Annotated in this window: 31 protein-coding genes; 21 read left to right on the plus strand and 10 right to left on the minus strand. The window is 68.2% G+C overall.

Going from position 1 to position 25,577, the window contains the following annotated elements; all coding sequences use genetic code 11:
- Positions 1–28: 28 nt before the first annotated feature.
- Positions 29–1,147, plus strand: coding sequence for a hypothetical protein (locus tag LFM09_RS39315; RefSeq protein ID WP_414101720.1), 1,119 nt, complete (start codon positions 29–31; stop codon positions 1,145–1,147).
- On the opposite strand, the gene LFM09_RS39320 is transcribed toward LFM09_RS39315, so the two are convergent.
- Positions 1,134–1,628, minus strand: a complete 495-nt coding sequence (locus tag LFM09_RS39320) for a GNAT family N-acetyltransferase (RefSeq protein ID WP_414101721.1) — start codon at positions 1,626–1,628, stop codon at positions 1,134–1,136. The two genes, LFM09_RS39315 and LFM09_RS39320, sit on opposite strands and share 14 nt — an antisense overlap.
- A 73-nt stretch (positions 1,629–1,701) precedes the next feature.
- Between LFM09_RS39320 and LFM09_RS39325 the strand changes: the two genes are divergently transcribed.
- The 9 genes from LFM09_RS39325 (at position 1,702) to LFM09_RS39365 (ending at position 7,861) form a co-directional block, all read left to right on the plus strand.
- On the plus strand, positions 1,702–2,226 hold the full coding sequence (locus LFM09_RS39325; RefSeq protein ID WP_414101722.1) for a hypothetical protein: 525 nt from the start codon (positions 1,702–1,704) through the stop codon (positions 2,224–2,226).
- A gap of 17 nt (positions 2,227–2,243) precedes the next feature.
- Positions 2,244–2,765 carry a hypothetical protein gene (locus LFM09_RS39330; RefSeq protein ID WP_414101723.1) on the plus strand — a complete coding sequence of 174 codons (522 nt, stop codon included), beginning with the start codon at positions 2,244–2,246 and terminating at the stop codon, positions 2,763–2,765.
- Positions 2,744–3,319 carry a YdeI/OmpD-associated family protein gene (locus LFM09_RS39335; protein ID WP_414101724.1) on the plus strand — a complete coding sequence of 192 codons (576 nt, stop codon included), beginning with the start codon at positions 2,744–2,746 and terminating at the stop codon, positions 3,317–3,319. The genes LFM09_RS39330 and LFM09_RS39335 overlap by 22 nt, the downstream gene beginning before the upstream one ends.
- A 4-nt stretch (positions 3,320–3,323) precedes the next feature.
- On the plus strand, positions 3,324–3,977 hold the full coding sequence (locus LFM09_RS39340) for a hypothetical protein (protein WP_414101725.1): 654 nt from the start codon (positions 3,324–3,326) through the stop codon (positions 3,975–3,977).
- A gap of 43 nt (positions 3,978–4,020) precedes the next feature.
- Positions 4,021–6,129 (plus strand): NAD-dependent DNA ligase LigA, encoded by a 2,109-nt coding sequence (gene ligA, locus LFM09_RS39345; protein ID WP_414101726.1) that lies wholly within the window; start codon positions 4,021–4,023, stop codon positions 6,127–6,129.
- Positions 6,122–6,664: a GNAT family N-acetyltransferase gene (locus LFM09_RS39350; protein ID WP_414101727.1), complete on the plus strand. Its 543-nt coding sequence runs from the start codon at positions 6,122–6,124 to the stop codon at positions 6,662–6,664. Before ligA ends, LFM09_RS39350 begins: the two co-directional genes overlap by 8 nt.
- A gap of 69 nt (positions 6,665–6,733) precedes the next feature.
- On the plus strand, positions 6,734–7,141 hold the full coding sequence (locus LFM09_RS39355) for a hypothetical protein (RefSeq protein WP_414101728.1): 408 nt from the start codon (positions 6,734–6,736) through the stop codon (positions 7,139–7,141).
- Entirely contained in the window at positions 7,138–7,671 is a 534-nt protein-coding gene (locus LFM09_RS39360) for a hypothetical protein (RefSeq protein ID WP_414101729.1), read from the plus strand. The genes LFM09_RS39355 and LFM09_RS39360 overlap by 4 nt, the downstream gene beginning before the upstream one ends.
- A gap of 52 nt (positions 7,672–7,723) precedes the next feature.
- Positions 7,724–7,861 (plus strand): hypothetical protein, encoded by a 138-nt coding sequence (locus LFM09_RS39365; protein ID WP_414101730.1) that lies wholly within the window; start codon positions 7,724–7,726, stop codon positions 7,859–7,861.
- Here LFM09_RS39365 and LFM09_RS39370 read toward each other — a convergent pair whose 3' ends face one another.
- Positions 7,862–8,275, minus strand: coding sequence for an SWIM zinc finger family protein (locus LFM09_RS39370; RefSeq protein ID WP_414101732.1), 414 nt, complete (start codon positions 8,273–8,275; stop codon positions 7,862–7,864). It lies immediately after the preceding gene.
- A gap of 17 nt (positions 8,276–8,292) precedes the next feature.
- Between LFM09_RS39370 and LFM09_RS39375 the strand changes: the two genes are divergently transcribed.
- Positions 8,293–8,751, plus strand: coding sequence for a GNAT family N-acetyltransferase (locus tag LFM09_RS39375; RefSeq protein WP_414101734.1), 459 nt, complete (start codon positions 8,293–8,295; stop codon positions 8,749–8,751).
- Here LFM09_RS39375 and LFM09_RS39380 read toward each other — a convergent pair.
- Entirely contained in the window at positions 8,748–9,005 is a 258-nt protein-coding gene (locus LFM09_RS39380) for a hypothetical protein (protein WP_414101735.1), read from the minus strand. The genes LFM09_RS39375 and LFM09_RS39380 overlap by 4 nt on opposite strands.
- 54 nt (positions 9,006–9,059) lie before the next feature.
- A complete protein-coding gene (locus LFM09_RS39385) occupies positions 9,060–9,182 on the minus strand; it encodes a hypothetical protein (RefSeq protein ID WP_414101736.1) in 123 nt (40 codons plus the stop codon).
- Positions 9,183–9,242: 60 nt separating this feature from the next.
- On the opposite strand from LFM09_RS39385, the gene LFM09_RS39390 reads away from it, so the two are divergent.
- On the plus strand, positions 9,243–9,923 hold the full coding sequence (locus LFM09_RS39390) for a 3-keto-5-aminohexanoate cleavage protein (protein WP_414101737.1): 681 nt from the start codon (positions 9,243–9,245) through the stop codon (positions 9,921–9,923).
- Here LFM09_RS39390 and LFM09_RS39395 read toward each other — a convergent pair.
- The gene (locus LFM09_RS39395; protein ID WP_414101796.1) at positions 9,920–10,573 is read right to left on the minus strand and encodes an ACT domain-containing protein; all 654 of its coding nucleotides are present in this window, start codon (positions 10,571–10,573) and stop codon (positions 9,920–9,922) included. The two genes, LFM09_RS39390 and LFM09_RS39395, sit on opposite strands and share 4 nt — an antisense overlap.
- Before the next feature lie 230 nt (positions 10,574–10,803).
- On the opposite strand from LFM09_RS39395, the gene gatC reads away from it, so the two are divergent.
- The 7 genes from gatC to LFM09_RS39430 all read left to right on the plus strand — a co-directional run bounded on the left by gatC (position 10,804) and on the right by LFM09_RS39430 (position 20,151).
- On the plus strand, positions 10,804–11,103 hold the full coding sequence (gene gatC, locus LFM09_RS39400; protein ID WP_086660690.1) for an Asp-tRNA(Asn)/Glu-tRNA(Gln) amidotransferase subunit GatC: 300 nt from the start codon (positions 10,804–10,806) through the stop codon (positions 11,101–11,103).
- The gene (gene gatA, locus LFM09_RS39405; protein WP_414101738.1) at positions 11,100–12,584 is read left to right on the plus strand and encodes an Asp-tRNA(Asn)/Glu-tRNA(Gln) amidotransferase subunit GatA; all 1,485 of its coding nucleotides are present in this window, start codon (positions 11,100–11,102) and stop codon (positions 12,582–12,584) included. Before gatC ends, gatA begins: the two co-directional genes overlap by 4 nt.
- On the plus strand, positions 12,581–12,778 hold the full coding sequence (locus LFM09_RS39410) for a hypothetical protein (protein ID WP_414101739.1): 198 nt from the start codon (positions 12,581–12,583) through the stop codon (positions 12,776–12,778). The genes gatA and LFM09_RS39410 overlap by 4 nt, the downstream gene beginning before the upstream one ends.
- The gene (gatB, locus tag LFM09_RS39415; protein ID WP_414101740.1) at positions 12,775–14,277 is read left to right on the plus strand and encodes an Asp-tRNA(Asn)/Glu-tRNA(Gln) amidotransferase subunit GatB; all 1,503 of its coding nucleotides are present in this window, start codon (positions 12,775–12,777) and stop codon (positions 14,275–14,277) included. Before LFM09_RS39410 ends, gatB begins: the two co-directional genes overlap by 4 nt.
- Before the next feature lie 187 nt (positions 14,278–14,464).
- Positions 14,465–14,731 carry a hypothetical protein gene (locus LFM09_RS39420; RefSeq protein ID WP_414101741.1) on the plus strand — a complete coding sequence of 89 codons (267 nt, stop codon included), beginning with the start codon at positions 14,465–14,467 and terminating at the stop codon, positions 14,729–14,731.
- A 191-nt stretch (positions 14,732–14,922) separates the two neighbouring features.
- On the plus strand, positions 14,923–17,388 hold the full coding sequence (locus LFM09_RS39425) for a CHAT domain-containing protein (protein ID WP_414101742.1): 2,466 nt from the start codon (positions 14,923–14,925) through the stop codon (positions 17,386–17,388).
- 264 nt (positions 17,389–17,652) lie between these two features.
- Positions 17,653–20,151 carry a M14 family zinc carboxypeptidase gene (locus tag LFM09_RS39430; protein WP_414101743.1) on the plus strand — a complete coding sequence of 833 codons (2,499 nt, stop codon included), beginning with the start codon at positions 17,653–17,655 and terminating at the stop codon, positions 20,149–20,151.
- 19 nt (positions 20,152–20,170) lie between these two features.
- On the opposite strand, the gene LFM09_RS39435 is transcribed toward LFM09_RS39430, so the two are convergent.
- Genes LFM09_RS39435 through LFM09_RS39445 form a run of 3 tightly spaced genes read right to left on the minus strand, consistent with a single transcriptional unit; the run spans position 20,171 to position 21,425 of the window.
- Positions 20,171–20,539 carry a VOC family protein gene (locus LFM09_RS39435; RefSeq protein ID WP_414101744.1) on the minus strand — a complete coding sequence of 123 codons (369 nt, stop codon included), beginning with the start codon at positions 20,537–20,539 and terminating at the stop codon, positions 20,171–20,173.
- Complete coding sequence (locus LFM09_RS39440) at positions 20,536–20,904, minus strand: SgcJ/EcaC family oxidoreductase (protein WP_414101745.1); 369 nt, start codon at positions 20,902–20,904, stop codon at positions 20,536–20,538. Before LFM09_RS39440 ends, LFM09_RS39435 begins: the two co-directional genes overlap by 4 nt.
- Positions 20,901–21,425, minus strand: coding sequence for a hypothetical protein (locus LFM09_RS39445; protein ID WP_414101746.1), 525 nt, complete (start codon positions 21,423–21,425; stop codon positions 20,901–20,903). The genes LFM09_RS39440 and LFM09_RS39445 overlap by 4 nt, the downstream gene beginning before the upstream one ends.
- A gap of 146 nt (positions 21,426–21,571) precedes the next feature.
- Between LFM09_RS39445 and LFM09_RS39450 the strand changes: the two genes are divergently transcribed.
- A complete protein-coding gene (locus tag LFM09_RS39450; protein WP_414101747.1) occupies positions 21,572–22,519 on the plus strand; it encodes a LysR family transcriptional regulator in 948 nt (315 codons plus the stop codon).
- On the opposite strand, the gene LFM09_RS39455 is transcribed toward LFM09_RS39450, so the two are convergent.
- Together LFM09_RS39455 and LFM09_RS39460 are read right to left on the minus strand one after the other, a co-directional pair.
- Positions 22,516–23,679 (minus strand): PQQ-dependent sugar dehydrogenase, encoded by a 1,164-nt coding sequence (locus LFM09_RS39455; RefSeq protein WP_414101748.1) that lies wholly within the window; start codon positions 23,677–23,679, stop codon positions 22,516–22,518. The genes LFM09_RS39450 and LFM09_RS39455 overlap by 4 nt on opposite strands.
- Positions 23,680–23,689: 10 nt before the next feature.
- Positions 23,690–24,592, minus strand: a complete 903-nt coding sequence (locus LFM09_RS39460; protein ID WP_414101749.1) for an alpha/beta fold hydrolase — start codon at positions 24,590–24,592, stop codon at positions 23,690–23,692.
- On the opposite strand from LFM09_RS39460, the gene LFM09_RS39465 reads away from it, so the two are divergent.
- Positions 24,591–25,535 carry a 2-hydroxyacid dehydrogenase gene (locus tag LFM09_RS39465; protein WP_414101750.1) on the plus strand — a complete coding sequence of 315 codons (945 nt, stop codon included), beginning with the start codon at positions 24,591–24,593 and terminating at the stop codon, positions 25,533–25,535. The two genes, LFM09_RS39460 and LFM09_RS39465, sit on opposite strands and share 2 nt — an antisense overlap.
- Positions 25,536–25,577 lie beyond the last annotated feature (42 nt).

A 25,577-nucleotide genomic window follows, 5' to 3' on the forward strand; every position in this document is an offset into this window, starting at 1 on the left:
ATTCGGACTTGTGCTCAGGCTCGCGCTGGTGTTCCTGCTTCTGACGGCTGGTACTGCTGAGGCCCTGCCGTCGAACGTGTTGTGCCGAGTGCCCGGCGTGCACGACCCGGACGTGATCCGGATCGTGCACGCCGTCGGTTTGTCGTTGAAGGTCAGCGACAAGGTCATGCTCGCCGGGTTCGAGGCCGGGTGGGTCGAGTCGCACATGAACAACTTGGACTGCGGCGACCGGGACTCGCTGGGCGTGTTCCAGCAGCGGCCCTCCATGGGGTGGGGCACGCCTGCGGAGATCATGGACGTCGCCCACGCCTCGCGGCGCTTCTTCGAGTACGCGGTGAAGGTGGACCGGCCGGATCTCACGCCCGGGTTGCTCGCCGATGCGGTGCAGCGGTCTTGCTGTCCTTCGCGGTATGACGAGGCGTTGCCGCGGGCTTCGGCGATGTTGCGGCAGGCTTGGCAGGGTGGGCCCGAGGTTGTCGCCGCTTCGGTGTATGTGGTGGAGGACGGGGATGTCTGGGTTGGCCGCGAACGCTTGAGCACGGCTGGCGACTTCGTTGGACGGCCTGCGGTGGCTGGTCGGTTCGTGTTCGCTCGGACCGATCGCGGTGTGGTCATGGCGCTGGCTGATGGGGCGTGGCGGGCGGTGGCTGCGGGCGTGGCTGGGGATCCGGAGGCTGTTCTTCGTCCTGATGGGACGGTCGCCCTTTATGCCGTGCTGGCCGACGGCAGCGTCGCGGAACTGTCAGACCCTTCTGCGACGATTGGGATGGGGGGTAGCTCCCCCCAGGGGGTCGGCCGATCCGGATCGATTCCGCTGAGCCCGCCAGGGTTCGCCGTCGGCAAGCCGTCCGCGATCGCTCACGCTGACGGCTCGGTTGCGGTGTACGTCCGGTCGGGAGGTGCGCTCATGGTCCGCGCGGCCGGAGCGTGGCGTGAAGTCGCTTCAGGCTTGATCGAGAGCCCTGAGGCGGTCCTCCGTCCTGATGGGACGGTCGGCCTCTACACGCTGATCAACGGCCGCGCCCACCGTCTGGGCGCGGGCTGGGAGCCGTTGAGCGACACCCGCTTCATCGACACGGTGTCCGCGCAAGCTGACGGCACGGTCCACGCGCGTCAGGCCGACGGCACGGTGCTCAGAGCTGGTTGAAAGGCTCCGCGTACCGGAACGCCCCACCAGGAACCTCACCGAACAACCGAGCCTGGAAGTGCGGCGCCCACTCGGCAACCGGCGGCGTGATCCCGAACTCCGCAGCGAGCCGGAACCCGAACCGCGAGTAGTAGTCCGGCGAGCCCAACAGGATCACCGCACGCTCCCCGCGAGCCTCCGCCGCACCCAGAACCGCGTGCATCAAAGCCTTCCCGACCCCACTCCGCTGATGATCCGGGTGCACGCTCAGCGGCCCAAGCCCCAAGGCCGGCACCTCCCCGATGTACCCGCGCGTGCACACGACGTGCCCGAGCACCGAGTCCTCGACCAGCGACAGCTCCGGGATCCACCCCTCGTCGGCACGCAGCGAGTCGATCAACTCCGCTTCTTGCCCGCTCGCGTACGGGAGGTTGTCGAACGCGAGGTTCGTGAGCTCGCGGATGGCGTCGATGTCTGCGGGTGTCTCCCGCCGGATCAGCATGCAGCGAACTGTGTCTGGGCAAAGCACGGAACGCCACTCATAATTCGCCGCGGGGGGGAGGGGGAGCGGGGAGATGAAGCGCTGGTGGCCGTTGCTGGTGCCGGTAGTAGTGGCCGCACTGGGGTGGTTCGCGCTCGGCGGGCCGGAAAAGCTCAAGGGCACCGCTACCGGCATCAAGCCGGTGGAGCTGGTGACGTGGGCGGAAGCGCAGGTCGGCGACTGCGTGTGGCTGGACGACGAGGGCACGTTGTTCAAGGTCGACTGCCGGACCGGGTACGCGGGTCAGCGGGTGGTGTTCCACAACGAGCCGATGATGGCGTGCCGCAACGGGGACGCCTACATCTGGCTGCAGCAGGACGACAACTCCCCGAGGCTGTGCATGGTCCTCAACGCGGTGAGCGGCGACTGTTTTGCGAAGGTCAGCGGCTTCGACGCCTACATGGGGCAGGCGGTGAAGGTCGAGTGCGCGACGGCGAAGGCGCAGATCAAGGTGCTGATGGCCGGGCCGTACGACTTCCAGGCGAAGTGTCCGGAGGAGACGAACCAGTCCCACCGGTACCCGTGGCCGCCGATCTTGCTCTGCGTGAAGGTCTACTGAGCCCCATAATCCGCGTCGTGGTCGTGAGACAGACCGTGCTCGTGTGCGTACTCGCCGTGCTGGCCTACGTCGGCTTGTGGGCGTTGTTCAGCGGCGACGAGACCGAGACACCAGCAGCGCCGGACGCCATGTTCCTCACCGACTACTCCAAAGCCACAACAGGCAGTTGCGTGAAGTTCAACGGCCCCGGCGAGAACGACCTGGGCCTGACCGTCGTCGACTGCAAGGGCAGCAGAGCGGCGTTGAAGATCGGGACTGTTCTCCCCAACACCTCCGGGGAGTGCCCGCGCGGCGACTACAAGGTGCTGCGCGACACCAGGCACAACGCTGCGCTGTGCCTGCTGCCCAACGCCGAGCCCGGTGACTGCTTCGAGATCGACACCGAGGACATCCAGCGGTCCGTGGTGTCCAAGTTCGACTGTGCGGCGCCGCGGGTGAACGTGCAGGTCGTGGACGTGGCGAAAGAAAGTTGTCCCGAAGAGGCCGAACTCGGTGTTCCCTATGAGGACCTGACGTTGTGCCTGAGGAGGGTGCGTTGATCGTCTTCGAGGGGCCCGAGCAGTTCGACGCGTGGCTGCACGAGAACGGCGCCACCGAGACCGAGCTGTGGATCAAGTACGCCAAGAAGGGCTCGGGGCTCAGGTCGATCAGTTACGACGAGGCGCTGGACATCGCGTTGTGCCACGGGTGGATCGACGGGCTCGTGCGGTCCGTCGACGACAAGTACTACTCGCAGCGGTGGACGCCGCGAACGAAGCGCAGCAAGTGGTCCAAGCGCAACTGCGGCAAGGTCGAGGAGCTGATCGCGGCCGGCAGGATGCTGCCGGCCGGGCTCGCGGAGATCGAGAAGGCCAAGGCGGACGGTCGCTGGGAGGCCGCTTACGCCGGTCCCGCGACGATCGAGGTGCCGGACGACCTGCAGGCGGCGCTCGATGCCAACCCTGAGGCGCTTAAGGCGTTCAAGACGCTGAACAGCCAGAACAGGTATGCAGTGCTGTTGCGCGTGCACGACGCGAAGAGGCCGGAGACGCGCGCACGGCGCATCGCTCAGTTCGTCGAAATGCTGGCGGACGGACGCAAGCCCTACGCTTGAGCGAATGAACTGGTTCCGCCGCCGCAAGGCCGAAGACGTTGCTCCCGCGCACCTGCCGAACGCGGAGGAAGCCGCGCAACGCTTCTGGGAGCGGTGGTTCGAGCTGGTACCGGTGGTGAGCGCGGCGCTGGGCGACGGCGAACCGCACCGGGTCGAGGACGAGATCCGGGACCTCGTCTCGACGATGCACCCGGACCTGCTGTTCTCGCTCGAACAGGGCCATCTCGCCATGTACGCGCTGGTGATCACCGGTCAGGAGGACCCGCGGCTGCGCCCGTACACCGACGCGTGGATCGCCGCCGCGCCGCCGACGGACATGGTGTGGGAGTTCCACGACTCGGTGCCGCCGGTGCCGGACCCGACCGAGGTGATCGTGAACCTCGGCGACGTGCGGTTGCGGCTGGGCGACTACCGGATCGTGGCCCAGGTGGACGGTGACGTGGTGGACGTGGCGGTCTACCACCCGGCGCTGGCGGAGCTCAGCGACCAGCAGCGGCAGACGATGACGTTCCTGCCGCTGGACGTCACGCTGGGCGAGCGGCTGGCGGGCGAGCGGTTGCGGCGCGTGGAGACCGCGCAGCTGGAGCCGGAGGGCACGATCAGCCTCGTGGAGCTGCGTTCACTCGTCCGGACACTGGCTCAGGCATCTGACGACTGAGTGGTTCCGGGAATTGTCAGACCTGGTCACTAAGCTTTGTGACGTGACCACCGAGAGCCTTGAAGACGTCCCGGCAGAGGTGCGCGAGCGGCATGCCGTGCTCGCGGAGCAGGTGCGCTCTCACCAGTTCCGCTACTACGTGCTGGACGACCCGATCGTCACCGACGGTGAGTTCGACGCGCTGCTGAAGTCGCTGGAGGCGTTGGAGGCCGAGCATCCGGGTCTGGCCACGTCGGACTCGCCGACGCAGCTGGTCGGCGGCACGTTCTCGACCGAGTTCAAGGCGGTCGACCACCTGGAGCGCATGCTCAGCCTGGACAACGTCTTCACCCAGGACGAGCTGACGGGCTGGTTCGAGCGGGTGCAGAAGGAGATCGGCTCGGGCACGCACTTCCTGTGCGAGCTGAAGATCGACGGCCTCGCGATCAACCTGCTCTACGAGAAGGGCCGGCTGACGCGGGCGCTGACCCGCGGCGACGGCCGCACGGGCGAGGACGTGACGTTGAACGTCCGCACGATCTCAGACGTGCCGGTGGAGCTGAAGGGCTCCGCCGAGTTCCCGGTGCCGGACCTGGTCGAGGTGCGCGGCGAGGTCTTCCTCGCAATCGAGGACTTCCTTGCTTTGAACGCCTCGCGGGTCGAGCGGGGCAAGTCGCCGTTCGAGAACCCGCGCAACACGGCGGCCGGATCGTTGCGGCAGAAGGACCCGAAGGTCACCGCGTCCCGCAAGCTGCGCATGATCTGCCACGGCATCGGCAAGACCGAGGGCTTCGAGATCGCTCGTCAGTCGCTGGCCTACGAGGCGTTGAAGTCGTGGGGCCTGCCGGTGTCCTCGCACACCGAGGTGCTCACCGACCCGGCGGACGTCCGCAAGAAGGTCGAGTACTGGCGAGAGCACCGGCACGACGCGGTCCACGAGATCGACGGTGTGGTCGTGAAGGTCGACGAGGTGTCGCTGCAGCGCCGGCTCGGGACGACTTCGCGCGCGCCGCGGTGGGCGATCGCGTACAAGTACCCGCCGGAGGAGGCCACCACGACGTTGCTGGACATCCAGGTCCAGGTGGGCCGCACCGGCCGCGTGACGCCGTTCGCGCTGATGGAACCGGTGAAGGTGGCCGGTTCGACGGTCGCGCGCGCGACGCTGCACAACGGCTCCGAGGTCAAGCGCAAGGGCGTGCTGATCGGCGACCGCATCGTCATCCGCAAGGCAGGCGACGTGATCCCCGAGGTGCTCGGCCCGGTCCTGGCCGCGCGCCCGGCCGACGCACGCGAGTTCGTGATGCCGACGCGTTGCCCGGAGTGCAACGCCGAGCTGCGCCCGATGAAGGAGGGCGACGTCGACATCCGCTGCCCCAACGCGGAGACGTGCCCCGGCCAGCTGCGCGAACGCCTGGCGTACCTGGCTTCCCGCGCCGCGCTGGACATCGAGGTGCTCGGCTACGAGGCAGCCGCCGCGATCACCGAGTCCACGGTGTACACGAACGAGGCCGACCTGTTCGACCTGGACGCCGACGACCTGCTGCAGATCGAGCGCTTCAAGACGATGAAGGGCGAGCTCTCCGCGAACGCCCTGAAGCTCCTCGACAACCTGGAAGCCGCCAAGTACCGTCCTCTGTGGAGGGTGCTGGTAGCGCTGTCGATCCGCCACGTCGGCCCGACGGCCGCCCGCGCGCTGGCGCTCCAGTTCGGCTCGATGGACGCGATCATCGCCGCTCCTGAAGAGGCCCTGGCGAGCGCAGAGGGCGTGGGCCCGACCATCGCCGCGGCCGTCGTCGAGTGGCGCGAAACGCCGTGGCGCCAAGGAGTCGTCGAACGCTGGCGCGCTGCCGGCGTGCGGATGGAGGACGAGCGCGACGAGTCGATCACCCGCAACCTCGAAGGCCTGTCCATCGTGGTCACCGGCTCGCTGACGTCGTACTCCCGCGACTCGGCGAAGGAGTCCATCCTGGCCCGCGGCGGCAAGGCGGCCGGCTCGGTCTCGAAGAAAACCTCTTTCGTGGTCGTAGGCGACTCGCCAGGATCGAAGTACGACAAGGCCATCTCCCTGAAAGTGCCGGTCCTCGACGAGGCGGGCTTCCGCGTCCTGCTGGAGCAGGGCCCGGACGCGGCGAGGGAGGTGGCCATCACCGAGGAGGAAGGCGCTGATGGCTGACCTGATCATCCGCCCGGCCACGGAGGCGGACCTGCCGGCGATCGGCGCCGTGACAGTCGAGGCGTACCGCGTGGACGGCTACCTGGAAGGCACCGAGGACTACGCCGACCACCTGGCCGACGCCGCGTCGAGGTTCCGCGACGCCGAACTGCTGGTAGCCGTGGACACCTCAGGCGCCGCGAACAGCTCAGATGCGGTGGACTCCGCGGGCTCCGGCACCGTGCTGGGCTCGGTCACGATCGTGCTGCCAGGCACCCCGTACGCCGAGATCTCCCGCCCAGGCGAGCTGGAGTTCCGCATGCTCTCCGTGTCCGCCGCCGCACGAGGCCGCGGCGTCGGCGAGGCCCTGGTGCGCGCGGTGATCGACCGCGCCCGCGCCGCCGGGATCGGCCAGGTCGTGCTGTCGTCGTCGGAGAAGATGGCGGCGGCGCACCGGTTGTACGAACGGCTCGGCTTCACGCGCCTGCCAGAACGCGACTGGGCCCCGCTGCCCGGCCTGAACCTGGTGGCCTACGCGTACGGAATGCCGCTCTGACGGGCAACCGCGCCGCATCCCGGGCGTCCACCGGATAGCTTCTGGTGTCGGCGAATGGGGGTTCGCGAGATGAGATCAGCCGCTGTCCTGCTGGCGTCCGCACTGGTGCTGGCCGCCTGCTCCGCCGAGGAAACAGGAGCAGACGACCCGCGCACGGCCGTCGACACGTATCTGGCGGCGATGAACGACCAAGACGAACCGGCCCTGACGAAGGTGCTGAACGAGGCGCACCGGGACCAGGCCGCGTCCCACCTGTCCGACCGGGGCGGCAGCGCGTTGGCGGTCGAGTCCGTGGACATCACCCAGGACTTCGGCCCGATGTTCGCCAACGCTCACGTGAAGGGCGCGCACGCGGACGGTTCTCGCTACGACGAGCGGATCGTGGTGTCGAAGATCGACGGCCGCTGGTACGTGGCCCTCCCCGGCCCGATCCGCGTACCGCCCGGCGGCAAACCGACCAGCGCGGTGACGCGATGAGACCGGCGCTTCTCGCCGTGATCGCCCTGCTCCTGCTTGCCGCCTCGGCCGCACCGGCCCACCTGTCCGACCACGACCGCCGAACCATCGCCGACCTGGCCCAGCGCTACCTCCAGCACCGCGCCGACAAGGTCACCAACGTCCAGCAGACCGCAGGCTTCGGCATCCCCACGACCGGCGCGCTGACAGCCCAGCTCCGCACCGACGAGATCAAGCTGGAAGCTCGCAGGCAACGGATCAGCGCACTCCCGTTCGGCGGCTACTCACACGCGGAGACCAGCACCGACCTGAAGCGGGTGCACCTGACCGAGGACGGCAGCGTCGTCGCACACGTCCGCGAGCTGACCGCGTTGTACTTCGAGGAATCCGCCACGATCGACAACACCAGCTTCTCCATGACCCACGTGCTGATCTTCGCCCGCACCGCCACCGGCACCGGCTGGGCACTGGCCACGGCGACCTTCCCGCCAGGCTCGAAGTGCGGGATACCACCGGAAACCCAGTTCTGCGGCCACATGTCCGACCGCTGACGTGATCAACTCGACTAGCCTTGGGGGCCACACAACGAATGGGGGATTCGAGTTGATTCGCAAGGCATTGCTCGGCGCCGCGGTGTTCGGCGCACTGATCATCGGCGGCACCACGGCGTCCGCGGACCCGCAGGACCACGGCACGCAGACGCCGGTGACCACGGAGCACGCGCCCCGCACGGGAACCTGATCAGGCCTGCATGATCCGAGCCCGCACGGCCGGATCACCGGCCGCCTGCTCGTAAAGCAGGTCGCGCAACACCTCCGCGGGCAACGATCTCAGCCGGTCCCGCAGCTCGACGTCCTCGGCGTCGGGCGGCGGGACCGTCAGGCCGCGGTCCAGCAACACCAGCCCGACCGCCACGCAGTGCTTGCAGAAGAACCCCTCCGACCCGTGCGGGCAGCTGCAGTCACCGACCAGCTGAGGACCCGACCAGGACATCTGGATCGTGTAGACGGCGTCCTCGCTGCCCCGCACCCGAGCCGCCACGTGCCGGCTGTGCACCCGCAGGGACAGCACGGAGTCGCGGTAGGTGAGCCCGCGCCAGTACGACTTGGTGCCCGCGCGGTGCAGCAGCAGTTCGGTGGTGAGGTCCGTCGACACGGGGGTCATCCAACCGGGTGACCGCAGAAAGGATCAACATGATCGCGATCGGCCACCTCGAGCTCGCTGACCGCACCAGGTGGCAGGAGCTCTTCACCAGCTACAACACGTTCTACGAACGCACGCTGCCGCACGAGACCTACGACGAGAAGTGGCAAGCGTTCCTGGAGAACAAAACCATCCACGCCCTATGCGCCCGCGACGAGCACAACACCGTCGTCGGCATCACGCACTTCTTCCAGCACCCCAGCACGTCCGGCCCGGACGTCTGCTACCTGCAGGACCTCTTCACCGCCCCCGAGGCGCGCGGCCGGGGCGTCGGCCGCGCGCTCATCGAAGCGGTGGCGGAGTGGGCGGAACAACGCGACTGCTGCCGCGTCTACTGGCACACCAGCGAGTGGAACGAAACCGCCCGCCGGCTCTACGACCAGGTCGCGGAGAAGACCCCGTTCGTCCACTACCGCATCGCGCTCTAACGCGCGGTCGCCTCCAGGTCCAGCAACGTCACGGCAGCGCGGAAGTACTTGTTGGTGCCCAGGTCGCGCACGGTCTTGATGTTGAACGCGGCCTTCAGCTTCTCCGCGTCGCCGGGGCTCACACCCTGCAGCGCGTCGACGGGGGCGTCCAGGATCTCGTTGAGCGGGAGGTTCTCGTACTGCTTGTCGAGGAGCATGTCGAGGTTCACGGTGATGGCCATGATCTTCTTACCTCCGGTGGAGTGAGCGATCACGGCCGATTCTGGTGCCAGATCACCACGCCCGCAGAACGGAACGGCTTGCTGTGATCACCGCTTCCCGCGCATGACGGCGACGACGATCACGCCCGCCACCGCGAGCACACCGGCGATGCCCAGCGCCAGATCGCCGATCGCCAGATCGGGCTGAGCGAGCACCAGGGCCAGTCGCATGTCCTCAAGCTAGCCGTTGGAGCAACGCGCGGACCATGATTGTGTGGGACCGTATGAAGTGTGCTGCAAGCCTGTCTGAACGGCTCCCGCACAGCCGAGGAGCACCCGGCCCTGCCGCTCACGCCGGAGCGTCTGGCGGAAGACGCCGCCGACGTGGCCGCGCTGGGCGTCACCTCGGTGCACATCCACCCGAGAGACGTCATTGGTGCGCCAACGCTCGTAGGCCCAGAAGTGGCGACAACGATCGCCACGGTCAGGGCGGCCGTGCCGGGCATGGAGATCAGCGTGTCGACGAACGTCCCCGGCAACCGCACCACGCTCATCGCCAGCTGGGCCCCACTGGCCGCGGGACGACCGGACATCGCGAGCGTCCACGTCGACGAGCCGGGCTGGCGAGACCTGGCTCAAGCCCTCTACCAGGTCAACGTGGCCGTAGAGCTCGTAGTAGCAGCGCCAACAGAACTAGACCCACCACCAGGCACCACAAGGATCACCGTCACCGCGACCGAGCACACGGCAGAGCAGATCCTCCAGCAGGTAGAACCGCTGGGCCTGCCGATCCTGTTGCACGGCAGGGAGAACAGCGCCTGGCCGGTCTTCACCTACGCGGCACGGCTCGAACACCACACGCGCATGGGCCTGGAGGACACCCTTGTCCTCCCCAACGGCGACCAAGCGAAGAACAACGCCGAACTCATCGCGATGGCCAGAAGAAACCTGAAGGCCAAGGCCCCCAACTAGTCCGGCAGCACAACAGCGACGATGCCGGCCAGGTGCGCCAACCGCGCCACCTCCGCCGCACGGAACATCGGCCCACCCGGACGCCCGACGACGAGCACCCGATCCGGCTTGCCCAGAGGAGTCGCCGCGAGCTCGGTTCCCAGCTCCCGCCAGGTCTCCGGCACCCACTCGTCCTCACCGTCGAGCACGGTCGCGCGCTCCAGCGGGAACCACGGCGCCGAAGCCATCCGCGTCTCCGGGGCGGCGGAGGACGCCGTCAGCCGGTTGATCCCGGTCCCCTCAGGCCCGACGACCACGGCCCAGCCGGCACGGATGATCTTGGGGACACCCTCGGTGAACACCTCAAGGCCCTTGTGCGGCTCGTCGGCGACCTCCTCCACGAGCTCCAGCTCGCGGTGGGTGTCCAAAATCCCGGCGTAGGGGCGGACCGCGTCGACCTCGACGCCGTCGACGGACTCGGCGGCGGTGATCAACGTGTCCGGCAGGCGACCGGACGGGAGTTCGACGACCAGGTCGTCGATCGCCACGCCGGAACCGCGTTCCACGACGTCCACGCTGAGTATGTCCGCCCCGATCTCGCCCAAAGCCGTTGCGACCGCGCCGAGGGTGCCGGGACGGTCCGGGAGCTGGACCCGGATCAGGAACGACAAGGTGAACGCCTCCATAGCTCGTGCGCGAGACCCCGCGTCTTGCGCCGTTGCCGGTCGGTGATTCTCGCAGACGCAGGTTGCGGTCATGACCTGCTGTCCGCGTTGCGGAACGGTTAAGTTGACGTGCCGGTCAGCCTCAGAGGCGGTAACCCGTTCGAAGGCGCGCCTGACCAGCCCATAGACTCACGGGGTTCCCGATTCGAATCCCGACCCTACGGGGGTTGACAGGAGTGCCCAGCATCTCCCGCGACGAGGTCGCGCACCTGGCGAAGCTCGCCAGGCTGGCTGTTACCGAGGACGAGCTCGACTTGTTCGCCGGACAGCTCGACGTGATCCTCCAGTCGGTGGCCACCGTTGGCGACATCGCCACGGCCGACATCCCGCCGACGTCGCACGCCGTTCCGCTGACCAACGTCTTCCGCGAGGACGTGGTCCGTCCGAGCCTCGGTCAGCAGCAGGCGCTCTCAGGCGCTCCTGAAGCCGAGGACGGCCGGTTCCGCGTGCCCCGCATTTTGGGTGAGGAAGCATGACCAACGACCTGATCCACGCCACCGCGGCCGAGCTCGCCGCGAAGATCCACAGCGGTGAGGTCTCCAGCGTCGAGGTCACGCAGGCCCACCTGGACCGCATCGCCGAGACCGACGCGAAGGTCCACGCCTTCCTGCACGTCGACGCCGAGGGTGCGCTCGCGCAGGCCCGCAAGATCGACGAGGCCGTGAAGGCGGGCGAGACCGTCGGCCCGCTGGCCGGTGTGCCGCTCGCGCTCAAGGACGTCATGACGACCGAGGGCGTGCCGACGACCGTCGGTTCCAAGATCCTCGAGGGCTGGCTGCCGCCGTACGACGCGACGGTGACCCGCAAGCTCAAGGAAGCCGGCGTCGTCATCCTCGGCAAGACGAACATGGACGAGTTCGCCATGGGTTCGTCGACCGAGAACTCGGCCTACGGGCCCACGCACAACCCGTGGGACCTCGACCGCATCCCCGGCGGCTCCGGCGGTGGCTCGTCCGCGGCGCTGGCCGCGAACCAGGCGCCGCTCGCGATCGGCACCGACACCGGCGGCTCGATCCGCCAGCCCGGCGCGGTCACCGGCACCGTCGGCGTGAAGCCGACCTACGGCGGCGTTTCCCGCTACGGCCTCGTGGCCTTCTCCAGCTCTTTGGACCAGGCCGGTCCGTGTGCGCGCACGGTGCTCGACGCCGCGCTGCTGCACGAGGTCATCGCGGGCTACGACCACATGGACGCCACGTCCATCAACGCCCCGGTGCCGCCGGTCGTCGCGGCTGCCCGCGAGGGCCTCAGCGGTGACCTGTCCGGTCTGCGCATCGGTGTCGTCACGCAGTTCAGCGGTGAGGGCTACCAGCAGGGCGTGCTGCGCAGCTTCGAGGCCGCCGTGTCGCAGCTCAAGGAGCTCGGCGCGGAGATCGCGGACGTGTCGTGCCCGAGCTTCGACTACGCGCTGCCCGCGTACTACCTCATCGCGCCGAGCGAGTGCTCGTCGAACCTCGCCCGGTTCGACGCCATGCGTTACGGCCTGCGCGTCGGCGACGACGGCACGCGCAGCGCCGAGGAGGTCATGTCGCTGACCCGCGAGGCCGGCTTCGGCCCGGAGGTCAAGCGCCGCATCATGATCGGCACGTACGCGCTGTCGTCCGGTTACTACGACGCGTATTACGGCTCGGCGCAGAAGGTCCGCACGCTGATCACGCAGGACTTCGCGAAGGCGTTCGAGAACTTCGACGTGCTCATCTCGCCGACCACGCCGACCACGGCGTTCAAGATCGGTGAGCGCGCGAACGACCCGATGGCCATGTACAAGGCCGACCTCTGCACGATCCCCGCGAACCTCGCGGGCACCCCGGCCATGAGCGTCCCGAGCGGTCTGTCCGACGAGGACGGCATGCCGGTCGGCCTGCAGATCATGGCTCCGGCGCTGCAGGACCACCGCATGTACCGCGTCGCCGCCGCGTACGAGGCAGCGCGTGGTGCGTTTGGGGGTCCCTCGCTGTGAACATCAAGAAGGCAAGGGGCTTCCTCGGTCTCTTCGGTGCCGTGATGGGAGCCGTGGGAGCGGTCTCCGGCCTCAAGGCGGCCCGGGAGAAGAAGGACAAGCTGGCCCTGGCGAACGCGGTCGCCAGCATCGCCGTGGCGATCACCGGTGCGGCGCTGGCCGTTCGTGCTCTGCGGAAGGACGAGTTGGCATGACCTCTCTGGTTGAGCTGATGGACTACGACGAGGTCATCGAGAAGTACGACCCCGTCCTGGGTCTGGAAGTGCACGTCGAGCTGCACACCAACACGAAGATGTTCTGCGGCTGCGCCAACGAGTTCGGCGGCGAGCCGAACACGCACACCTGCCCGACGTGCCTCGGCCTGCCCGGCTCGCTGCCGGTCGTCAACGCCAAGGCCGTCGAGTCCGCGATCCGCATCGGCCTCGCGCTGAACTGCGAGATCGCCGAGTGGTGCCGGTTCGCGCGGAAGAACTACTTCTACCCGGACATGCCGAAGAACTTCCAGACGTCGCAGTACGACGAGCCGATCGCCTTCAACGGCTGGCTCGACGTGACGCTGGACGACGGTGAGGTCATCCGGGTCGAGATCGAGCGCGCGCACATGGAGGAGGACACCGGCAAGTCGCTGCACGTCGGTGGCGCCACCGGTCGCATCCACGGCGCCGAGCACTCGCTGCTCGACTACAACCGCGCCGGTGTGCCGCTGATCGAGATCGTCACGAAGATGATCCCGGGCACCAAGGAACGCGCTCCCGAGGTGGCCCGCGCGTACGTCACGGCGCTGCGCGACCTGCTGAAGGCGCTCGACGTGTCCGACGTCCGCATGGACCAGGGCTCGCTGCGCTGCGACGCGAACGTCTCGCTCTCGCCGAAGACCACCGGCGCGCTGGGCACCCGCACCGAGACCAAGAACGTCAACTCGCTGCGCAGCGTCGAACGCGCTGTCCGGTTCGAGATGACGCGTCAGGCCGCGGTGCTGGAGTCCGGCGGCGAGGTGATCCAGGAGACCCGTCACTTCGACGAGTCCTCGGGCAGCACGTCCCCCGGCCGCAAGAAGGAGACGGCGGAGGACTACCGCTACTTCCCGGAGCCTGACCTGGTCCCGATCGCGCCGTCGCGCGAGTGGGTCGAGGAGCTGCGCGGCACGCTGCCCGAGCTCCCCTGGGAGCGCCGCGCGCGCATCCAGAAGGAGTGGAACCTCACCGACGAGGTGCTGCGCGACCTGGTCAACGCAGGCGCTCTCGACCTCATCATCGCCACCGTCGAGGCGGGCGCGAAGCCGGACGAGGCCCGCCCGTGGTGGGTGTCGTACCTGGCGCAGCAGGCCAACTCGAAGGGCGTCGAGCTCACCGACCTCGCCATCACCCCGGCCCAGGTGGCGCGGGTGATCGAGCTGGTGAACTCCGGCGCGCTCACGAACAAGCTCGCCCGTGAGGTCGTCAACGGCGTCCTCGAAGGCGAAGGCTCCCCGGACGACGTCGTCGAAAAGCGCGGCCTCAAGGTCGTTTCCGACGACTCGGCACTGGAGAAGGCCGTCGACGAGGCCCTCGCGGCTCAGCCGGACGTCGCGCAGAAGATCCGCGACGGCAAGATCCAGGCCGCCGGTGCGATCGTCGGCGCGGTCATGAAGGCCACCAAGGGTCAGGCCGACGCGGCCCGCGTTCGCGAGATCGTGGTCGCACGCTGCTCGTAGATACATAATCGAAGCAAAAATCACAAAGGGTCACCTGTTTGTGCAGGTGACCCTTTGTGATCTTAGGCCGGTCGAGTGGCTGTTAGCTAAATGAGACGTATACCTGTAGCCGTGTGTGCGACTCTCTCGTACGCACCCATCTGGGGGGATGGGAAGTAAATAGTCCAAACGAGGGGGGAAACCTCAAATGACTGGTCAGCGCGAAGGCTTCTTGGACGACATCCTTGACAAGGTCAAGGACATCATCACCGACGACAACCCGAACCCGACGCCGCCTCCGCCTCCGGCTCCCACGCCGGTGCCGCAGCCGAAGCCGCCCGTCACGCCCAAGTGCTGCGGCCAGACTCCGAAGTTCGCGCCAACGGCAGAGGACTTGACCGTCGAGGAGTCGAAGGTGCACGACGCGGACTGCCCGAACCACCCGGACAATCTGCCCAAGGATGTCGTGGTCTAGGTCACACTCCGCGCTGTCCGTCACCCGGCTCTGCGCCTGGTTGGCGGACAGCGGCATTTGGGCGCATGTGGTGTGATGATCACATGCCCGCTCTGGCCCTGGATAGAGCGCGCGAGTTGTACCAGAAGGGATGGACGGAGCAGGACCATTACCGGTTCCCGTCCTCAATCCGCCTTCACAAGCGTGCACTCGTGCACGCCGATCGCGCGCCTGACAGTCCCGAACGGACGGAGCTGCGGGCCCGCATCCTGTACTGCCTCGGTGACGCCACCGGCGAAGCCAGCGGGTTGGACGCCGCCGTCGGGTTCTTCGACCAGGCGCGCCAGGAGCTCGAACGGCTTGAGGACCCGTGGTTGCGCGTCCTGCTCAAGGGCTCCGCCGACTACTACCAAGCCTGCATCATCCTGCGCATGGGGCAGCCGGAGCAGGCAGTCCCGTGGTTCGGCCCGTTCATCGACTTCGCTGAGAACGCACTGCGGACCTCGCCCGAGCGCGTCGACTCGGAATGGGTGAATCGGCTCGCGACCTCGTTGATCTCCAGGGCGCTCGCGAACGCGGCCATCCGCCGCAGCGAGGCCGCTGTCACGGATCTGGAACGGGTGGCGGCCCTCAGTGCTGAGCACAGCCTGGACCGGCTCTATCCCTACGCGATCGCGGCGCTCGCCAACACGTACAAGCAGAGCGGGCGCGTAGCTGAGGCTCTGCGGCACTTCGAGGAAGCCGAGCGTCTTTACCGCGTACATCAGAAGCCGTCGGTGCTGGCCAGTTCGCAGCTCCTGCACGCCGAATGCCTGCTGATGGCCGGCATGTCCGACCATGTCGGCCGGATGCTCGACGAGGCGTTGCCGGTACTGCGGAAGAACAAGGTCAGTCAGGACATCGCCGAGGTCGAGATGTACCGGGCGTCGGCGGCACTCCTCGACGACCAGTTCGACCTGGCCCGCCGAATGGCGAAAGCCTCCATGCGCAAGTTGCGCAAGCGCGGCAGCACGTGGTGGATGATGGCGGCGCTGATCGAGCTCTGGGCCCACGCCATGCAGGTGAAGCGCGTGACGAACGCGCTCGTGCAGAAGGCGTTGATGCTCTCCGAACAGCTTGCGGCCAACCATCTGCTCGACGAGGCCCGGCTGGCCGGAGTGCTCGCCGTCCGGCTCCAGGTCCGCCGCCGCCGGCTCGCAGAGGCTGAGGAACTGTTGAGCCAGCTTCCGGCTCCACGCGCTGTCACGCCGCTCGACCACCGCATGCAACGACGGCTCGTGCTCGCAGAACTCGCGCTGGCCAAAGGGGATCGCCGCACTGCGCTGATGCACGCGCGCAAGGGTTTGGACGAACTCGGCCAAGTGCGCGACCAGCTCGGTGGGCTGGAGCTGGTGTCCGCCACGGCAGTGCACGGTCGTGAGTTGCGTGAGCTTGCGATCCGCCTGGCATTGGAGAGCAACAACGCGCGCAAGGTGTTCGTGTGGCTGGAACGCACCCGCGCGCAGGCGTACCGCTACGAACCGCTGGAACTGGTCGAGAACTCCGAACTGGCCGAACGCATCGCGGAGGTTCGCGGACTCGGCCGGGAGCTCATGCGCGCGGGTCTCGACGGCCGGCCCACCACCGAGCTGCGCAGCGACCTGTTGAAGGCGCAACGTGAAGCCAACAGGCTGGGGTGGCACTCGCAGCGGTGGGGTCGCACGCGTCCGATGGCGACGATCAACGAGGTGATCGCCGAGCTGGGCGAGCGCGCCATGGTCAGCTTCGTGGTGTCCGGTGGGGACATGGTGGCCGTCGTGGTCGCTGGCGGTCAGGTGCGGATGGTCAGGCTCGGTGCCGCGCACGACGCGCTGGAAGGGGCCCAGAAGCTCCACATCGACCTCAACGCGCTGGCTCCTGACTACCTGCCGCCGCCGCTGGTCGAGGTCATCGGCGGGTCGGCGCGCAGGCAGGCAGGCACGCTGGACTCGTTGCTGATCAAGCCGTTGATCCACCTCATCGGCGAACGGGAACTGGTCGTGGTCCCGACCGGTCCGCTGTACACGGTGCCGTGGGGCGTCCTCCCGAGCCTGCACGGTCGCCCGGTCGTCACGGCGCCGAGTGCGACGGCGTGGCTCGCCGCGACCCAGGCCGACAAGGTGAAGGCCGATCGGGTGCTGCTGGTCAGGGGGCCGAACCTGCAGTTCGCCGACGACGAGCTGGACCGGCTCGCCTCACACCACGACAGGGCGAAGGTGCTGTCCGGTGAGGACGCGACCGCGGCGGAGGTGCTCGCACACCTCGACGGCGCGGATCTCGTGCACGTGGCCGCCCACGGTGAACACGAGAACGAGAACGCGTTGTTCTCCCGGCTCGAACTCGTCGACGGTCCGCTGTTCGCCCACGAGCTGGGCCGGCTCCGCAAGCCGCCCGCGCACGTCGTCCTGTCCGCCTGTTCGCTCGCCTCGAACCGCGTTCGTCCTGGTGACGAAGCCCTCGGGTTCGCGGGCGCGATGCTGGCGGGTGGCACGAGGACGGTCGTAGCGGCGGCGAGCAAGGTCGGCGATGAGACCAGCGCCGCGGCGATGGCGGATTACCACCGCGCGTTGGTCGCCGGTGCCGCGCCGGCCGTCGCGCTCGCTGAGGCGATGGCGAAAGACCCGTTCCGCAGGCCCTTCCTGTGTCTGGGCTCTGGCTAGACCGATCGGGTGGTTGTCCGGACAACCCCTGGGCGAACCCGCTGGTCAGTGGTGACTTCTGCCCCGAGTAGCGAACACGGTTGGTGAACTTCTCTCGCTTGCGCGTGACTTTCTGTGCCACTCTGGTCAAAAGTCTTGACCGAGGGGACTCGGTCGCTGTCGTCACGGCTGTTCAGGGGGTACAGCCGTGGGGACAGCGCCCGAACCAACGGCCCGCCTATCGGCTCTAGTCGATGCGCGGGCCGTTGTGCAAGAAACGACCGCATGCGCAGAACTCTGCTTGCTGTACTCCTGGCGGTCGCCGCGGCGGTGGCGGCACCCGTCAACGGAACGGCACAACCGACAGCACCAACGCCTTCGGTCACCGACCGCGAACCAGGCAATGGGCCTGAGCGCAACGAGATCGCGGCAGTAGACCCGATCACCTCACAGCTCGTCCTGGCTCAGGGGGAGAACCAGGCCGACCGGCACCAGGGCTATCCACGTAGGACAAAGCTCAGAACATTCCCCGAGAACCCGGCCGACAAGGCCATCAAGCTCGGCCTCGCGCCGTACCACTCGCTCGCGCCGAAGCTGAACGCGTTGCAGCAGAAGAGCAACCGGATCTCGGTCGAGGTCGCCGGCCAGTCAGGACTCGGCCGCGACCTGTACCTGGTCACGCTGACCGCGCCCGAGTCGCCGCTGGAAACCCGTCTGCAGGAACGCTTCCGCGCCTCGATCGAAGAGGGTCGCAACGTTCCGGCAGGCCTCTACAAGGCGCCGATCTGGATCAACAACAACATCCACGGCGACGAGTGGGAAGGCACCGACGGCGCGCTGCGGGTCATCGAGCGCCTCGCCACGAGCAACGACCGGGACGTGCAGAACCTGTTGCGCCGCAGCAGGATCTACTTCAACCTCACCGCGAACCCGGACGGCCGCGTCGCTGGCACGCGGGAGAACTCCGCGGGCTTCGACCTCAACCGCGACTTCGTCACGAACTCCCAGCCCGAGAACCGGGTGATGCAGGAGATCGTCGAGCGCACCCAGCCGTTGATGATGCTGGACGAGCACGGGTACTCGTCGAAGACGCTCATCGAGCCGACCACACCGCCGCACGGCCAGAACTACGACTTCGACCTGTACATCAAGCACGGCCTTGCCAACGGCTTGCAGATGGAGAAGGCCGTGCAGGCGCTCGGACATCCGGAGACGGCGAAGCCGGAGATCCCGTTCCGCGACTACCCGGTCGGCGAATGGGACGGCTGGGCGCCGATCTACACCGCGCAGTACGCGATGTACCAGGGCGCGATCTCGTACACGATCGAGATCCCGATGCGGGTCAACCGGGGCGACTACAACTCCCAGCCGGTCGCCGAGCTGCAACGCCGTTCGAAGATCAACACCGACGTCGTCGAGGCCACCATCGACACCACCCTCGACTACGTGGACGACAACCGGCGCAACCTGATCGCCGGCCAGACCGAGATGTTCCGCCGTGGCGCCGCAGGTGAGGCGCAGCGGTACATCCCGGACGGGTTCGTGCCCGGCTTCGGCCCGGAAGACCGCTTCACCACGGAGTTCCCGCGCGCCTACGTGATCACCGGCGACCGGTCGGCGCCTGCCGCCGCGCGCCTCGTCGACCAGCTCGTCCGGCACGACGTCCGGGTCGAACGCGCCGAAAGGCCGTTCACCTTGGGCGGTAAGCGCTATCCGGCCGGGTCGTACGTCGTGGACATGCACCAGCCGAAGCGCGGCCTGGCCAACGTGATGCTGGAGCAGGGCAGCGACATCTCGGACAAGGCACCGGTGATGTACGACATCTCCGGCTGGAGCCACCGCCTGCTGTGGGGCGCTTCGGTCGACGTCTACAAGAGCGGCCCGTTCCGGTTCGACGGCAAGCCCGTCGTGGCGGCCGCGCCGACCGGTGACGTGAACGCCGCGCCGGGCGCTGACCTGGCGTTGGTCCTCAACGACGGCAAGGATGTCAACGCCGTCAACGATCTGCTGTCGCGCGGCATCGAGCTGCGCCGCCAGGACGACGGCGCGGTCGTCGTTCCCGCACGGGAAAGGGCTGCCGCGAAGGAGGTCGCCGACCGCTACGGCGTCCGCTTCACGACGGCTAAGCCCGGTGGCGTCGCGTTGCAGCGCAAGGTGATCGCGGCCGCCGTGTCCGCGGACGAGCTGCAGGTGCTGCGGGAGTCCGGGTTCGAGGTCCGCACGATCTCCACCGCGGTGCTGAACGCGGGCTTCGACTGGTCGCGGATCGACGCGTTGTACGTGGGTGCCGGCCTGAACTACACGCAGCTCAACCCCACGGCCAAGGCGGCGCTCGACGAGTTCCTGAAGCGCGGCGGCGTCGTCACCCGCGGCGCGACGGGCAGCAAGTTCAACGCCGACGCCAAGTTGCTGCAGGCCACCTCGGTCGCGGGCTGGGAGGACGCCAACGGTGTGGTGAACGTGGTCAACGGCGCCGGCCCCGTCGGCACCGGCGCGTTGCCGCACTCGTTCGTCTACGCGCCGCAGTGGTTCACGAACCTCGGTGCGGGCGTGACGGTCGAGCAGCGCTACGGCAGCACGGTGATCGCCGCGGGCCACTGGCACGCCAGGGACAACGGCACCGGCGGCCAGGACGCCGCCGCTGGTCAGGCGGCGGTCGTCTCCGGCACGTCGGCTGGTGGTGCTCGCGTCGTGCTGTTCGGCACCGAGCCGATGTTCCGCAACCACCCCAAGGGCCTCTACGCCCAGGTGGCGCGAGCCATCTTCTGGACGGGTACGCGCTGACCGACTGCCTGGGGCCGGGTCAGGATTGCCCGGCCCCAGGCGGCAGGAAGCCGTGCGCTGACAGGTCGAACCAGTTGCCTTCCGGGTCGATCGCCCGGTACTCGGCGAAAGGTCGATCCCCACCGCGCAGGGCGGGTTTCGGTTCCAGCGTCTCCAGGTACGGCTCGACCGAGTCGACCTGGAAGCCGAAGTGGTTGAAGCCGGTGGGCACGTCACCGTCGAGACGCTGCTGGATCAACGCCAGGTTGATGTACCCGTCGGTGACGAAGTGGCTGCCGTCCGGGTCGGTGTGGAACAGCTCCATCCCGAACCGCGAGGTGTAGAAGTCGGCCATCTCCTTCGCGTCCTGCACGACGAACGCGATGTGCCGCAACCTGGGCCTGCTCATGACTTTCCCTTCGGGATCATGTTGTGGAACGCGGCGATCTCCCACACACCGGCCCGCCGCACGACGACGGCCTGCGCGTGTGTGGTGATGCCCACCGGCGCGATGGACGACGTGACGTGCACCAACGAGATGCCGTCGGCCAACGGCCTGATGAGGCTGATCTCGGCCGTGAGCTTCGTGTCCTGGTACGGCCCGGCGAACAGCTGCCCGTGGCCCAGCGCGACAGCCCGCCGCCCGAACAGTTCCGCGCCGCGCACCGTCACGAAGTCGACGTCCTGGGCGAACGCGCTCGCGAACGCCTCGCCGTCGCCGTTCGCCCAGCCCTGCTCCATGCGTCGCCAGAGCTCGTAGATCTGTTCACTCATGCGTGGTTCATCCTCAGTGGCAGGCGCAGGCACTCGGCGTCCCACGCGGCAAGCGAGTAGTAGAGGCCGCCATGGCGGCGTTCGAGGTAGCAGACGACGTTCACGGGCCACCCGCTGTTGCGGAACATGTGCTCGTCCATCGGCGTCGGGTGGTCGCTCAACGGCCGGTCGCGCTCGCACTCGGGCCCGAGCCGGTGCCAGTCCGGGTGCAGGTGGATCGAGCCGAGGACGTCGAGCCCGCGGGCGTCCGCCGAGCGCGTGATCGTGAGCAGGTCGGCCGGGTCGAGCCACCACGCCCGCACCGGGTTCTCGTACGCCGTGCCGAACCGCGGCACGATCGTCGCCGAGAACTCCTCTTGTGCCGACGGGTCGGTCAACCGCGCGTTGCGGCCGAACGCCACCTCCTCGACCACCGCCTCCGTGCCGGCGGATCGGCCGAGCAGCACCGCGAAACACGGTCTCGGTTCATCCTCGGTGATGAACGAGTATTCGGCGGACGCGGCCTCCAGAAACGTTTTCACTGCCCGATCCGAAAACAGCACCGCGTCGGTGCGCGTCGGGCGCTCGGCCAATTCCATCACGCGGCCGAACGTATCGAGACGCCGTAGTCTCACGCGAGATTGCGGACCGCAATGGCCCTATTACATTGGGCGATAACATGAGTCGCATGCGTCTGGAAGTGCGGCACCTCGAACTGGTCGTGGCGATCGCCGACTGCGGCAGCCTGCGCAAGGCCGCCGCCCGCCTGCACCTCACCCAACCGGCGGTGACGACGCAGCTCAAACGCATCGAGGACCACCTGGGTGGCGTCCTGTTCCTCCGCACGGCAGACGGTGTGCGGCCGACTCCGATGGGCGTGGATTTCGTGCAGGAGGCGCGCTCGATGCTCGCCCAGTTCCACGCGCTGGAACGCGTAACGCGCCGTAACGCGCACAGTTCCGGCGCTCCTACCAGGCTCGCCGGAATCCCTGCTCATCACTTCGGACTACTCGTGAGCGCACTCGGCGACAACGTCACGAGTCGCACGATCAAGGAGACCGGGACGCTGACCGCGTTGCTCACGACCGGCGAACTCGACGTGGTCGTCATGCGTCAATTTCCCGGTACTCCGCTTTCCTTTCCGTCAAATGTCGGACACCGCCTGCTCACCCGCGAACCGATCTTCGTCGGCGTGCCGGACCACCACCCGCACGCCGGCTCGTCGCAGATCGGGCTGGAGGCGCTGGCCGACGACAAGTGGGTCATGCCGGAGCCCGACGACAGCGGCATGAACGCCCACTTCGCCCGCCAGTGCGCGGCGGCCGGGTTCGAGCAGCGGATCGCGCACTTCAGCAGTGAGGCGCACGTCGCGCTGACGTTGATCAGGGAGTCCGGCGCGGTGTGCCCGCTCTACCCGGTCGGCGGCACCCCGGCCGGCGTCGCGCGGCTGCCTCTGGAGGGAAACCCGCTGGTCCGCGAGGTGGTGCTGGCCTGGCGGGTGGACGCGCCGGTCGCGGAGGAGATCGACGACCTGTGCGAGCAGGTCGCCGCCGGTTACCTGAAGCTCGTGGGGGAGAGCGAGGTCTACGCGCGGTGGTGGCGCGACGAAGGAGAGAGGTTCGCCCTCAGCCCCTAGTCCTTGCCTCCGCCACCAGGCCCGCCTTCACGCACAACGATCGCAACGCGGTCGTCCGACGACACGGGCTGGCCACCGGCCTTGTTGACCGTGCCGACCAACGACGCGGTGTCGTTGAGCATCTCCATCGGCCCGAGCCGCCCGAACCCGTCCTCCTGCATGGTGAGCTCGGGCTTGCCCGTGAACGCACCGGTCGCGTTCATCGCCAGAGACTGCAACCCGGGCGTCTTCGACGTCGTCACGGTCAGCATGTCGGAGTACGACGAGCAGCCCATCACACCGGGCTTGTCCGGCCAGTTCCACGCCACCTCGCTGAGCTTGCCCGGCGCGACGCGGTAGACGACGTCGGCGGCGGCGGTCCAGTCCGTCACCCAGATCTTCTGAGCGTCGGCCGACACGCACAGCCCACCGGGCAGCCGCAGCCCGGACGACACGACCGCGGAACCGGCGGTGGGGTTGCCCTGCGCGGGCTTGCCGGAGCCGTCGATCCGCAGCACCTTGCCGGCCAGCGAGTTCGGGTCGGCGGCCAGCGCCGGGTTGCCCGCGTCACCGGTGGCGACCAGCAGCGAGCCACGGCGGTCGCTGGCCAGCACACCGCGGTTGCCGGACGGGCCCTTCGGGATGCCGGTCAGGATCGGCTTCGGCGTGTCACCGGGCGCGATCCGCAGCACGCGGTTGTCGGTCGCGGTCGTCACGTAGACGTACGCGAGCTGGTCCTCGGCGAACGTGGCCGACAGCGCCAGCCCGGTCAGGCCGCCGTCGGACGACGTGTCGGTCTCGATCTGTGCGATCACGACCGGGTCGACGTCCTTGGTCACCTTGACCAGGCGCCCGCCGCGTTCGGTCGCGTAGGCGGCGACACCGCCGTTCGCGTCGGCACCGATAGGGGCCACGCCCGTGACGGTGGTGAGGCACGTCGCGATCACGGCGGGACTGAAGTCCTTGCAGCCCTGCGGCGGCGGAATGCTCTGCGGCGTCTGGCCGCGGCCCTGCTCGCCTGGGGTGGGGCGGAACTCGCCCGGCAGCTCCGGCTTCGGGCCCGCCTGCGGGGTCAGCTGTGGTTGGGCGCTCCAGCTCGTGGGTGGCGGCTCTTCTGGAAAGCTCGCGCAGCCCCCTGCCAGCAGGCAGGCGGCGGCCAACAACACGACGGAACGAACCACGGCTCCCAGGCTAGGTGCGCGACCGTGAACCCGAAGTGAATGCCTCGGAAGTCGCGAAGTCCACCGACCGGACGCGGTCCAGCAGCAGATCGAGCTCCGCGCTGACCACCTCGGGAGCCTCCAACGGCAGGTAATGGCTGCACGGCAGCACCCTCAGCCGGGCCTGGGGCAGTGCGCCGATGGGGCCGGACATGCTCTCCGTCGTCGCCAGCACGTCGTCGCGGCCGGCCAGCAGTGTGACCGGGCACACGATCGGGCCGAGGTCCTGGCGCGCCGTCTCGCCCAGTGCGAGCGCCAGCGTGAAGTACCAGCGCCAGTCGTGCTGCAGGAACCGGCTCACCGCCTCGGTCACGGCCTTCGGGTCGCTCGAAGGCTTGATCACGCCGCTGTGCCGCAGCAGGAACGTCGTCAGGTCCGTCACGGGGATGCGGTGCAGCACGCTGTCGAGCACCGGACCGGCTTGGCGAAGCATCCGCGTGCCCATGTTGCCGACGAACCGGCGCACGTTCTTGGGGATGATCGGCAGCATGCCGTCGAACGAGTCACCCGGCGCACCCGCGACGAGCAGCAGGCCCGCCACCCGTTCCGGATGACGCAACGCCAGCTCGGCCGCGATCGTGACGCCCATCGACCAGCCCATGACGACACACCGGTCGACGCCCGCGTCGTCCAGCACGGCGAGCGCGTCCGACACGTGGTCGTCCAACGAGATGTTGCCCTCGTCGACGGGCCGGTCGGAGCCCATCGTGCCGCGCATGTACCAGCTGAGCACGCCGCCGCGGTCGGTCAGCGACGGCCACGACTCCGGCCCCGAGCCGATGCCGGGACACAGCAGCACGGGCGGGCCGTCACCGGACGCGTGCCACGTTCGGATCTTCGTGCCGTCCCAGGAGATGACGTCGTGCTCCCGCATGGTCGTCATTCTGACGTACTTTGCTCTGGTGACGCTCACCGTGCTCGTGCCAGATGATTTCGGAGTCCAGGCGCTGTCTCAGGTGGACGGTGTCCGGCCTGTTCGTTACACGCCGGGTCAGCCGTTGCCCGCAGAGGCCGCAGATGCCGAGATCCTGGTCCCCAAGTTCCTCGCCGGCACCGACCCGCGCGACGTGTTCGCGCAGTTGCCGAAACTCAAACTCGTGCAGTTGCTCAGCGCGGGCGCGGAGAACTTCGTCGGCAAGATCCCGGACGGTGTGATGCTCTCCACCTGCCGCGGCGCGCACGGCGGCAGCACTGCGGAGTGGGCGATCGGCGCACTCCTGGCGATCTACCGAGAGTTCCTCGTCTTCGAACGCGCCCGCGCCGAGGGCCGCTGGGACTACCACCTCACGGACACCTTGCAGGACAAGAAGGTTCTGATCGTCGGCGCCGGCGACCTCGGCGAGCAGCTGCGACGTCGCCTCGAACCGTTCAACGCCTCGTCCGTGCTCGTCGGCCGCACCGCGCGTGACGGCGTGCACGGCGTCGACGAGCTGCCGTCGTTGCTGCCGGAGTTCGACGCGGTGGTGATCTTCACGCCGATGACCGAGGAGACCAGGCACCTGGTCGACGCCAAGTTCCTGGCCGCGATGAAGGACAACGCGATCTTGGTCAACGGCGCCCGCGGGCCGGTCGTGGACACCGACGCATTGCTCGCGGAACTGAATTCCGGGCGACTGCGCGCGGCCCTGGACGTGACCGATCCCGAACCACTGCCCGCGGATCATCCACTGTGGACCGCGCCGGGTCTGCTGCTCACCCCGCACGTGGCCGGGAGCTGCACCGGGCATGCACATCGCGCATACGCGGTCGTTGCGTCCGAGGTCGCTCGCTACGTTGCGGGGCAACGTCCGCGCAATCTTGTGAACGGCACCTACTAGGACATCTCTAGTCCATTAGGGTGAACCTAAGCTGCCGTTCGG

Source organism: Lentzea alba (assembly GCF_047445655.1).
GTDB lineage: Bacteria > Actinomycetota > Actinomycetes > Mycobacteriales > Pseudonocardiaceae > Lentzea > Lentzea alba_A.